We start from the raw sequence: 12,231 nt of genomic DNA, 5'->3' as shown, positions 1-12,231 counted from the left end.
TTTATCTCTAAATCTTTACAAGCTCTTTGATTAATGACTGTATTTAGTTGCGCAACGTAGGATTTCATCCTGTGTTGTTTCTCTGGAAACCAGATCTCCTGTAATCCTTCCATTGCACATTACCAGAATTCTGTCACTCATACACATAACTTCAGGCATTTCCGACGAGACAAAGATAACTCCGATTCCCTGCCTCTTAAGTTCATTCATAATGTTATATATCTCTACTTTTGCCGCTACATCAATACCTCGAGTGGGCTCATCAAATATCACCACTTCAGCACTTCTTACCAGCCATTTTCCTACTACAATTTTTTGCTGATTCCCACCTGATAGATTATTTACAACTTGCTCTGGAGATGGTGTTTTAATCTTAAGCTTTTCAACAGCTTCCTCAGCTAATTTGTTTTCCTTCCGTCTATTGACGATTCCAACCTTGCTGCAAATCTGGTCAAGGTTTGCAAGTCCTATATTCTCTCGAATTGATAGTTTTGTACATAAGCCTTCCTTTTTTCGATCCTCCGGCCCAAGTACAATTCCCTCAACGATGGCATCCTTAGGAGTCTTTATATTCAGCTTTTTCCCCTTCAGGTATATTTCGCCGCTTGTTATATCCTCCGCTCCAAACAGTGCTCTGACTAATTCAGTTCTTCCCGCCCCAATCAGTCCTGCAAACCCCACGATTTCACCCTGGGACAAATCAAAACTTACATTATTGACAATACCTGAACATAGGTTTTTTACTTCTAAAAGCTTTTGTCCTCTTTTACATTCTATTGTTGGAAATTTCTCTTTTATCTCTCTGCCAACCATATATGATATTATCTCATTCAGGTTTGTATCTTTATAATCCTTCGTGACTATATGCCTGCCATCCCTGAATATTGAAATACGGTCTGTAATGTGCTCAAGCTCTTCTAATCTGTGTGATATATATACTATGGCGCATCCATTCCCTTTTAAATGCTTGATAATATCAAACAGTTCCACTATCTCTCTATCTGATAGTGCAGAAGTTGGTTCATCCATTATTAGAATTCTGGCATTAGTTGATAACGCTTTAGCAATCTCAACCATTTGCTGCTTTGATACCGGCAATTTTCTAAGTACTGTGTCCGGCTCTATATCGATTTTAAGCTTGTCAAGAATCTCTTTAGCAGCTCTGTTCATTTCATTTTGCTGAACACAGCCAAGCTTGCTCTTCTCCCTGCCCAAAAACATATTTTCTGCAACCGTCAAATCCTGGCACATATTTAACTCCTGATGAATAATAGCGATTCCATGCTCTTGTGCTTTCTTCGGTGTCAAGTCACCTATATTAACACCATCAATCAAATATTCGCCTTCATCACGATTATAAATCCCGCTTATAATCTTCATTAAAGTTGATTTCCCTGCTCCATTTTCACCTACAAGAGCATGCACCTCACCAGCTTTTAATAAGAAAGAAACTTTATCCAGTGCTTTAACACCTGGAAATACTTTGCTGACTCCTTTTAATTCTATCAAATAGTCTGACACATGCATTCCCCCTTAGATGAGCAAGGTCTAATTTGCAGTAAATAATATTATCCTTATTTATAATCTTATCAAAGTTAAACCTGCGTTTCTAAGGTCATTCTTATGATTATAAGGGGTATTCTTTGGGTCTTAATACAATTTTTGTCCCGGTGTTGTTTATTTCAGAATAATTGGATGCCAGCACGAGTATTCCTATACCTTTTTCCAATAGCAGCCCCATCATTTCAGAAGTGATTTCCCTTAATTCAACATCTATTGAACTGAAAGGCCTTGTACAAACAACTACCTTTGGGTTGTACAGATGCCATTTCAGGTATACTAATTTCTGTTGATCATATACTGACAGGGATTCAGTTTGAGCATTCAACGCTCCTTTAAAAAATCCTTCGTAATTATCGGTACAGCTTCTTCTGAACTTTGAATTCATCCAAAATGTGTTTACTTTATTGCTGGAAGCAAAACAAAGATTATCTATTGCTGTTATATCTTTAAAAAGCATCGATTCTATCGGGTTCTCCACAACAAATGCCAAATCATTTCTTATTGCCTCCCATGGCTTTCGAGAGCTGAATAATCGATCCCCAACGAATACCTCTCCTTTGTACGAATTGTTTTCCCCGTTTAGTACTTTAATTATTTCATCTATATAGGATCCATCGTGATCAAGTATACTCAGCATTTCCCCTGAATGGATTTCGAAGCTTAAGGGTTCCAATTTATCAGTTGAGACACGATCAAACCTCAGTGCTATAGTATGTCTTGCAGCAGCATTGCTTGATATTTCATGCTTGGGGCTATAAAAATATGTTTCTAAAATGTCATCATTGATTTGCTCACCCTTCAGCGTCCATACATTCCGTCCATTTTTCATAACAAACATCCGATCAGAGAACTGTTTTAAAATATCCGTGAAGCTGTCAATCATTATAAAAGAAATACCGTTACTCTTTAGCTTGTCAATGATTTCTATAAGCTGATTCAACTCGAAGTCTGACAGATAGCTGGACAGGTCCTTCAGAATAATAATCTTTGCTCCCAGTCCATAAGCTTTGGCAATTTCCACTGCTGTTTTTTCAAAGCTGGAAAGCAGGTGCACAAGTTTTCCGGGGTCTATTTCCAAATCAAGCTCCTTTAGCAGGTTCTTTGTTTGCTCACATATAACTTTTGTATCAATCAGATAACGTCCAAATTTATCGCGAATAACAAAAATGTTATCTGCGACAATGAGATCATCAATTAATTTACTGGTTGATTGTATCAATGAAATTTTATTCTTTCTTATGCCAACATAATCTTCATAACTGATTGGTAAATTTTCGTAGCATATCCTGCCCCTTTCAACCTCCACATTGCCATAAATCAAGTCAATCAGATGCTTTTTCTCAATTGCATTATTAACAAAAACACCTAACAACTCCCCTTGATATAAGTTCAAAAAAAAGTCATTAAGTGTTTTTATTCCTTTTTCTTTAATTGTAATGTTTTCAATCCTCAATATTTCTCGTTTCATAGGATCACCCGTCATTTTCTTTTATTTGAGGCAGTGTAACTTCCACTCTTGTCCCAAAGTCTTTTATGCTGTATATCCTCAGACCATATTTTTCACCGAACTGCAGCTTGATTCTATTATTGACATTGATTAAGGCAATACCGCCCTTTTGAGCGTTATTTTGCTTAAGTCCCTGTCCGGAAATTTCATGCAATTGATTGTTAATACTGCTTAGTACATTTTCATCCATTCCAACCCCATCATCCGTGATTTTAATTAGAAGTCTATCCTCTGTTAATGTTATATCAATCTCAATTGTACCTCGACCCACTTTACGCTCCAGACCATGTATGATTGCATTTTCTATAATTGGCTGGAGTGTCAATTTAGGAATTTCATACTCTAATATCGACATGTCCTCATCGTCTAAATTTATTTTTAGATTAATTTTATCTCCAAAGCGGAAATTTTGAATCGCAAAATAATTCTCAGAATTATTTATCTCGGCTTCAAGGGTTACCATGCTGTTTACATTTGAAATCGTATATCTGAAAAATGTAGCAAGAGCCTCAGTAATATTGGCAATATTCTCGGAACCTTCACAAATGGCATCACTTCTAATGGCTTCTAAAGTATTGTACAAAAAGTGAGGGTTTATTTGATTCTGGAGAGCTCTATATTCCGCATGGGTATTGGTCAGCTTAATAGCGTTCATACTTTCAAAGAGACTAAAAAACTTAGAAAATGCTTTTTCCATTTCTTCAGTATAATAGGTGTCTATTTCATTCAGCGCATTTGAATTATACCCTAGATTGAAGCTTTGGAGAGTTTTCTCTGTATTCTTATATGGCAAATATAGCTTTTTATACATCCATATAAGACTGATGATAAATATTATGAAGCTCGCTGCGCAGGCGATATAGAGTGAATAGTGAACTTTAGATGTGAGGAATATAAAAACCATCGTAATTAAGCTTAGCAGATATAATATCAGCAAAGTCTTTATTGCTCTGACTACAGTGCTGTGCAAATAAGTTTTCATAGTTTTGGAGCTATGCATCCTTAATCTAAACATATAATCCCTCTCAAGTGCTCTGTAATAGAATTCGCCTCCAGCAGCAGAGCACGACATTAAGGTAGTGCGTTATTAACATTCTGATTGAATTAGAAAGCTGTTATGTTAATAAGCACTTAATAATATAGTTTTCTATATTCTGATGGGGTAAGGCTAGTGACTTTTTTGAATTGCTTTGTAAAATGCTTGAAATCGTTATAACCCACTTCGTGAGATATATCCAAAATACTTTTCTTTGAATCAGACAACAGCTGCTTGGCTGCTTTAATTCTTACAATTGTCACATATTCTAAAAAGTTCATGCCAGTTTCCTTTTTAAACAGTGTTGAAAAATAAGTAGCATTAAAACCAATAACAGCACTTACTTCCTCGAGATTTACAGCAGATGCATAGTGCTCATTAATATACTTTTGAGCTTCCTTAATTGGGCGGTTGCTTTCATTCTTCCGATCGTCTGCGATTTGCTGAAGCATTTTACCCACATATTTATTAGTTGCTTCAAAAACTGCCCGAGTATTGTTCTGCATAAGAAGAGCTTCATGAAATTCATTGATTACACTTTTATCAATTGTACTTATATTTGCATGGTTCTTTAAGCCGAATAAAATGATTTCAATAATCTCATTAATGGTATCCAGGATAAATTGTCCGGATATATTGGGGAGCCTTAAAATCTCCACCTCTATCTCTTCAATCCATCTTTTAATTTCTATAGCATCAAAAATCTCTATCAAATCTATAAGCTTCCTTCTTTTTTCAAAGGATACAATGGATTCGACTGACCTCTTCATATGTAGTTCAGTATTATATTGGATGATTCTCCCGCTCCCTATAACGATTCTATCAGCAAGAGCTTCTTTTGCTTCATTAGTTGATTGGTCCATGTCTACAAGGGTTGTCTGAGTATTGCCAACGCTGATTGTTATCGTAAGGTTCTTTACAATATCCCTAAACAAATGACTTTCATCAATAATATTGTTTAATGCTTTTCTGAACATCTTCTTATTCTCAGTTTTATAATTAACTATGATATATATCCGATCCTCTAACAAAAGCCAAAGGATTTCTGAACATATATCTACAAGGCTCTGGTCTACAATTTTAGAAATTTTACAAAGAAGCATTCTCATTGTATCTTGATTATTGGGTTGATACTCAAAATCAGGTTTAATAATAAGTGCCTGATAACAGCCTTCTATAAAGCTCACATTGTAATCCTCATTTATTTGAAATAAACTCGTCTCTTTAAGCACCAGTGTATTCGAACCAAGATAAATATTCTGCAGGAACTCACTCTTCTGCCTTTTAATATCTTCCAGGTGATGCATTTCTTGTCGTGATCTTTCAGAATACTTATCAATCATTTTTGATAGTGTTGCATTGATTTCATTCTTGCTAAGGGGTTTTAGCAAATAATCCTTGACGCCGTATTTAATTGCATTGTGAGCATAATCAAAATGTTGATATCCGCTGATAATGATAAAGTCAATGTTAGGATTGATTTCCTTTGCATACTTAATCAATTCAATCCCATCATAGCCCGGCATTCTTATATCTGTAATGACAATGTCCGGCCTATGTTTTTTAATTAGTTCCAGAGCATTTATTCCATCGGTCGCTGTTGCTGCAAGCTCAAGATTCAGGTTCTCCCACTCTATGAGGTTTTTGATAAGTTGAGATACTTTAGGCTCATCGTCAGCAATAATAACTCTATACATATGGTCCCCCTCTATTTGCAATTGCTTAGATTAACTAATTACACCACTAATCTCTTCAAAACATCCTCTTTTGAAGGAATGGAAGGGATTCCCCCAAAGTTTTCTATACATATTGAAGCCGCAGCGTTGGAAAAGGAAAAAATCTCATTTAAATCTTGCGCTGTGAGTTCATCCAAACCGCTTCTTTGTAAAATCTGATGCACAGCTGCCCCAAAGAATGAATCCCCTGCCCCGGTAGTATCAACTACCGTGCTCTTATATCCATTTACAATTCCATGTCCATTTTTATGATAATAAAACGAACCTTTTTCCCCAAGTGTCACACATACAAGCTTTATTCCATCTTTATACAATCTCTCCGCTGCTTTGTAAAAATCATCCTCACCAGTTAAAAGCACTGCTTCTTCCTCTGAGACTTTAATAATATCCGCATATTCCAGCCCCATTCTCATGCCTTTAACAGCTGCTGCCTCAGATGCCCATAATGCTGGCCGATAATTCGGGTCATAGGAAATCAGCTTGTCTTTTTTTCTGGCATATTCGACTATATCCAAAACAGTAGATCTGCTGGGTTCATTGGTAAAGGAAAGCGAACCAAAATGCAATGCCCTTGTCTTATCCAACAATGTATAATCCACTTCAGATTTCTCAAGCATAACATCTGCGCAGCCATTTCGATAAAAGCTAAAGCTGCGGTCCCCACCCTCATCAAGATGGACAAAGGCTAGTGTTGTATTGTATTCTTCAGAATATACAAGCCCCGATATATCAATACCCTGAGCCTTTAGAACCTTCCCCAGCTGAATCCCAAACTGATCATTGCCTACCTTGCCGATAAAAGCCGTTTTTGAACCTAGCTTTTGAGCCATGGTGAGCATATTGCAAGGTGCTCCCCCCGGGTTTTCTTTAAAGAATATACCGTCTTCATTTTTTATAGGTGTAAAGTCAATCAGCAATTCCCCTACAGCAATTATATCAAACATTTCATCCTCCTATATATTTCGCGAAAATCATTTAACATTCTTTATTCAAATTTCGCGTAAATATTTCCTTAATTTTCATTGAATTCGCACTATACCCAATAGGAATACTTTTGTGCGTTCAATAAGCGTTTTGCATAATATCCATATATTATTCAATCATATTATGCAAATACGCTTCCTTGATTGTTGTTGAATTCGCACTATACCCAATAGGAATACTTTTGTGCGTTCAATATAATACAGTAGTATATTCATTGCAAAGGGGATATAAAATAGGCTCATCCTCTTCCACCTTAGAAAATCTGCTTACATCTTCTGCATTAAAATTGTCTGTATTGTCGTCATTAATGGAGGACACCTCTCCGCATACCAGATCCCCGCAGCCTTTCTTAGCCCAAAACACGTGGTATACATAAGGTCTCAGCGTGATGCTGTTGCCGGGGTATATATCTATTTCTTCACCAGCTGCAAAAATATATGTTACTCCGTCTAAATCAACGCTGACCTTTGATTCATAATCCACCTCGCCATTCTCCAGAGAATTATATAGCTTTATAGCCATAACTCCGGCAGCTCTGTTTATGATATCTTCAGTCTTGTTTGCATGATAGTGAAGCGGGAGTCTCTGCCCCTCTTTTAAAAGAATAAGCTTTTCCGCGTATGGGGTACCAATTCGGCTATCCCTTAAAGAGCCGTTCCTTAATGTAAACAAGACAGCACCAAATTCATTAAACCTTTCTTTCCCAAAGTCTGTTATATCCCAGCCCAGCATGACTTCTTTAATGATCTCCAGGTTTCTTTCGCCAGATTTCCATTCTTCTAAAGTCCAATAACCGAAGGGGGGCAATTTAATATTGCTTTTCTCCAATAATTCCTTTGCCCACTTAATTTCCTGATTTATTTGTGAACGCTTCATATTTAACCTCCTATTAGCGAATTGTGCTTATCCTAATATATTATGGACAGCTTATTTTTAGTACTGCTCAATTGTGAGCTGATAGTTTTTAAAATCTATCAGGTTTTCGTCCAAATCCCTTGGTTCGCCGACATAAAAACTTGGCGGGTTTTCCGAGGTAACTCTGCAGGTCTCTACATGGGGATAGTATGGGTTCATTGTGAAAAAGCTCAGATAAGAATCGTTCATTTCACAAATGACAGAAACGAAGTCCTCTGCTGAAAGAGTATTAGCATCTATCTTATGAAGCAGTTCATCCTTGTGAAGCAAGCTTACTGTTAAAATCAGCTCTGCTGTTCCAAGCTTATCAATAAGCATAAAGTCCTCCTTATCGCTATGGTACAAGAAATTTCTTGGTTCAGTAGTATTTATCGTTACGCAGATAAGTTTATGCGGACCAAATTGAGGGTTTGTTGAATACACCGTCTCACATCTGGACTCACCTTTTTGTGTATTTAGCTGATCATGGCCCGGACAAATTCTAGTAATCACTTTCTTTTCCTCTAAAAATGCCATAAGTGATTCTGTCGCTTTAATTGGTTTAACAACTAGCTTCATACGACCTCCTTGTCATAAATATACTTTGTTACTATATGTTACTAACTGATTAAATTCTACCACTTTTTTACTTAAAGGTCAAAATGAAAAGCAATTTTCCTGAAAATTAATTTCCGAAAAATTGCTTTAAAGTTTCACCCATGTCATTCTGAGTTTACGAAGAATCTTATACCTATAAGTATGACCCGGACAAATACTTTTAAGTATTCCTTAAGGTTCTAGATCCTTCACTCTGTTCAGGATGACATGAATAATATATTTTGTATGCTTTGTAGTTGCTATATTAACTGAGCTCTACAGATTTAAACACTTCATTTATTACCAGTGCAACACTTCCAATACAAATCCTCTCTTGATCAACTTCGCTTATAAAAACCGGAGTCTTCATAGCATTGTTAGAAAATACATTTGCATCAATAGCTTGCATGACTGCCTCAGCAAAGTACCGGCTCTCACTTGGGACAATACCCCCGAGTACTACTGCCTGAGGATTGAAAATGTTAATCAGGTTTGCTACACCAGCAGCTAATATTTTGCCGCTATCGGATAAAACCTTTTGAACCTTTGGCTCACTTTCCAGCTCTATCACGTTCTTGAACTTAAAATCCTCCTCTGATATGCTCAGAGCTTTAATAACTTCATTTGTTATCGCACCAGCCGAAACATACATTTCGACGCACCCCCGGTTGCCGCAATAGCACTCTCTTCCATCATATTCTATAATTGTATGCCCGAATTCTCCAGCTACCGAGCTGTAACCTTCATGTATTGTATTGTTGTTTACAATTCCGCAGCCTACGCCTTTATCGATAAAAACATAAATAAAACTCTTAATACGTTTGCCGATACCGAACCAAAGCTCACTTAGTGTTCTTGTTCTGGCTACATTGTCGATAAATATAGGCAAATCCGTTTTTGACTCAAACCACGCTTTAACATCTATTTTCTCCCACCCTTTCAGGATAGAGTTTTCGACATCCTTAATATGCTTGAAATTAGAACCCGGTGTACCAATACCAATTCCGGCAATTTTCTTACGGTCAATTTGATGACTGGCTATCAGCCTTTCAATATTCACATTAATCCTTTCAAGCATTTCAACCGGTGACACGTATGTCTCTTGCGGCGATTCCCATCTGTCAATTACATTTCCGCCTAGATCGGTAAGAACCATGGTAGTTTTAATTGCAATTTCAACGCCGATTATATATAGCGCCTCCTGATTGAGTGTAATTAAGCTAGGTTTGCGTCCACCGGTGGAATCCCCCTTGCCCACTTCTTTCAGAAGGTTCTCACTTATTAAGCCCTGAACTATTCTCATAACGCTCGGAAGAGCTAGTTTAGTAATCTTTGAAAGCTCAGACCGGCTGATAACACCATGCTTGATAATCAATTTTATAATGATATTGCGATTTATTCTTTTTAATAATTCAGGTTTCCCAATTACTATATCTGAAGTCATCCTACTTCTCCTTATCGTACCTCTATTTCTTATCTAACTTGTAATAATCCATCGTGGAAGTCTCCTGGAAGCCACAGGATATATAAAGGCCTAAAGCGTTTTTATTCTTTACAGCCACTTGAAGCATTATTTCCTTCGAGTTATATTCTTTTAGCTTTTCTATTGCCTTGGTTAAAATCTCTCTTCCATAGCCTTTCCTACGGTACTCTGGAAGCACTACAAAGCCATAAATTGCACCAAGTTTATCACTTACTTCTAAATGAATTTTCCCGATTGTTCTATTATGAACCTCTGCTATGTATATAAACATGCCACGCTCTTCTTCTTCCTCCGGCAATAAAACATCTTCTTCTTCGTACCCCCCGCCAAAATTTATGGAGCTTTGCAATGCAATCCATTTTGCATCTTTATTGGTAGCTTTCCTTAAAACCACATTGCTCAACATTGAGTCTTGCTTCACATTGCCTCTTAAATACATTTCATATTCTGAACAATCATAGTCAGCACCCGTGTACTTGATAAACCCCAATCCTGAAACAGAATTGTGATCACTTAGCAAAAGCATTTTTTGTGACTCTCTTTTGCTCCACTCGTCTTTTACTAAAGGAAACAGTCTTTTAAATACACCCTTCTTTCTATACTCAGGATGCACCATGCCATTTACTTCTATAGCAGCTCCGCCAAATTGGCATATGCCAATATAGCCAATAAGCTTGTTTCCCTCATAGAACATAAATTCATTGATATTCTTTAAACCTTCACCTTTCTCTTCTGCACCGCTCAATTTGTAATCAATCTCCAGCTTTAGCGTTGTTTTATCTGCTTCTATGCAAAGCTTTTGAAGATTACTGATATCTTCATAGTCTTTTTTATCTAATTTTTCTTTTAATTTTATATTTGGGTTTTTTATCATACTCATGCTTTTTTTATCCCCTTTCATCTCACATTCCAAATCAAGGTATAAGCTTCGGGAAAACGCTAAAAATAGAAATTAGCATGTATAGAAAGATGGTATATAAAATGGATATATTTTCACGCCACGAATTAATAAAAGTTAATGATGGATATACCCTGGTATTGCATGTTGATAAGCAAACAAGCGAATTTGCAGAAGACTTTTTCAGCATGCTTGACAGCAAAAGAAAAGAACTGCAAAAAGGCACTCTGGATTATATCAGGAACTACATAAACGAAAACTACCGAGATACAAAAATAGATACTGTCAATATAATGCTTGGTTCCTTACTGATCGCATCTATTGCCTACAGCCCAGTTGCTGCTGCTTACTCACCCTCAGCCCTTCCTGCAAGGAAGGTACAGGTTCAGACAAGTACTATGTATATTGTCAAGGCTGGTGATACCCTATATGGTATTTCAAAAAAAACAGGAACAACAGTGGATCTATTAAAGAAACTGAACAGCTTAATAAATAATACAATATACCCTGGGCAACAGCTTAAAACCCAAGATCCAAAAGATAACAGCGTGTCTAAGCCACCGGCAGTAACGACAAACAACCTGATACTCGTAAATAAAACTCATAACCTGCCCGCCGGTTATGTGCCAAAGAGCTTAGCGGCTCCCAAGGTATCATCTGCGAACACATCCAAAACAATGATGACACCGGAGGCTGCCGAAGCACTTGAAGCCCTCTTTGCAAGGGCAAAGCAGGAGAACATAAAGCTTACTGCTATTTCAGGCTATCGTTCTTATGAACGTCAAAGCTCGATTTTTGCATCCAACATCAACAAATATGGCTCTGCAACTGCAGCCAATCAATTCAGTGCAAGACCAGGGCAAAGCGAACATCAAACCGGGCTGGCAATGGATGTCAGCAGTCCATCTGTGAATTTTACCCTTACCCAGTCCTATGCACAAACCCGCGAAGGAAAGTGGCTAAAGGATAATGCACCGAAATATGGGTTTATCGTGCGTTATACTAAGGGTAAAGAACATATTACCGGTTATCAATCTGAACCCTGGCACATCCGCTATGTAGGGAAAAATGCTTCACTTGAAATAGCCAGTAGAAATATTACGCTTGAAGAGTTCCTTGGGAAAATATGAATCAAGTTCTCTTTTTTAATTCTGTTTTACATTTGGGACAGGTAATAACAATATCCCCCTTACCTTTTGGAACACGTAAATTAGTCTTGCAATTTGGGCATTCGAAATACCTATGAGTTTTTGAATCTATAAGATGTTTCTGTTTCTTCTTAAACCATGAATATGCAGGGCTTATAAGTATGTTAAACTTATAGTTTTCCATACTGCGCTTAGTCAGATTCTTTGATAACATTCTGAAAATGCATACCCCCAAGGTAACATAGCCCACAAGTGTCAATAATGGCAGTCTGATTAGCTCAGCTGTCCAAGTTATTAAAAGCGAAAATATGATCAGCGCTACAGCGAGCTGGTCACTGCCATACCTTCCCACCATAAATTTTTTAAATATATTCATTTATATTAC

At 37.1% G+C, this 12,231-nt stretch carries 11 protein-coding genes; 1 reads left to right on the top strand and 10 read right to left on the bottom strand.

Annotation, left to right across the window (positions count from 1 at the left end):
- Positions 1–30: 30 nt before the first annotated feature.
- From VEB00_11505 to VEB00_11465, 9 genes are all read right to left on the bottom strand, one after another.
- Positions 31–1,521 (bottom strand): sugar ABC transporter ATP-binding protein, encoded by a 1,491-nt coding sequence (locus tag VEB00_11505; GenBank protein ID HYF83639.1) that lies wholly within the window; start codon positions 1,519–1,521, stop codon positions 31–33.
- Positions 1,522–1,627: 106 nt separating this feature from the next.
- Entirely contained in the window at positions 1,628–3,031 is a 1,404-nt protein-coding gene (locus VEB00_11500) for an ATP-binding cassette domain-containing protein (GenBank protein HYF83638.1), read from the bottom strand.
- A gap of 4 nt (positions 3,032–3,035) precedes the next feature.
- On the bottom strand, positions 3,036–4,085 hold the full coding sequence (locus tag VEB00_11495; GenBank protein ID HYF83637.1) for a histidine kinase: 1,050 nt from the start codon (positions 4,083–4,085) through the stop codon (positions 3,036–3,038).
- Between the two features lie 116 nt (positions 4,086–4,201).
- Positions 4,202–5,803 carry a response regulator gene (locus VEB00_11490; GenBank protein ID HYF83636.1) on the bottom strand — a complete coding sequence of 534 codons (1,602 nt, stop codon included), beginning with the start codon at positions 5,801–5,803 and terminating at the stop codon, positions 4,202–4,204.
- Between the two features lie 38 nt (positions 5,804–5,841).
- On the bottom strand, positions 5,842–6,786 hold the full coding sequence (locus VEB00_11485) for a carbohydrate kinase (protein HYF83635.1): 945 nt from the start codon (positions 6,784–6,786) through the stop codon (positions 5,842–5,844).
- Between the two features lie 229 nt (positions 6,787–7,015).
- On the bottom strand, positions 7,016–7,702 hold the full coding sequence (locus VEB00_11480) for a D-lyxose/D-mannose family sugar isomerase (GenBank protein HYF83634.1): 687 nt from the start codon (positions 7,700–7,702) through the stop codon (positions 7,016–7,018).
- Between the two features lie 57 nt (positions 7,703–7,759).
- Entirely contained in the window at positions 7,760–8,299 is a 540-nt protein-coding gene (locus VEB00_11475) for a hypothetical protein (GenBank protein ID HYF83633.1), read from the bottom strand.
- Positions 8,300–8,582: 283 nt separating this feature from the next.
- Positions 8,583–9,761 (bottom strand): ROK family protein, encoded by a 1,179-nt coding sequence (locus VEB00_11470; protein ID HYF83632.1) that lies wholly within the window; start codon positions 9,759–9,761, stop codon positions 8,583–8,585.
- Positions 9,762–9,783: 22 nt separating this feature from the next.
- Positions 9,784–10,680, bottom strand: coding sequence for a GNAT family N-acetyltransferase (locus VEB00_11465; GenBank protein ID HYF83631.1), 897 nt, complete (start codon positions 10,678–10,680; stop codon positions 9,784–9,786).
- A gap of 101 nt (positions 10,681–10,781) precedes the next feature.
- On the opposite strand from VEB00_11465, the gene VEB00_11460 reads away from it, so the two are divergent.
- On the top strand, positions 10,782–11,828 hold the full coding sequence (locus VEB00_11460) for a D-alanyl-D-alanine carboxypeptidase family protein (protein HYF83630.1): 1,047 nt from the start codon (positions 10,782–10,784) through the stop codon (positions 11,826–11,828).
- A gap of 1 nt (position 11,829) precedes the next feature.
- Here the strand turns inward: VEB00_11460 and VEB00_11455 are convergent, their stop codons facing one another.
- Complete coding sequence (locus tag VEB00_11455; protein HYF83629.1) at positions 11,830–12,222, bottom strand: hypothetical protein; 393 nt, start codon at positions 12,220–12,222, stop codon at positions 11,830–11,832.
- Between the last annotated feature and the right edge of the window lie 9 nt (positions 12,223–12,231).

The organism is Clostridia bacterium (genome assembly GCA_035628995.1).
In the GTDB taxonomy this organism is placed as follows: domain Bacteria; phylum Bacillota; class Clostridia; order Lutisporales; family Lutisporaceae; genus BRH-c25.
The sequence above is the reverse complement of the archived record's forward strand: the minus strand, read 5'-3'. Positions and strand labels throughout refer to the sequence as shown.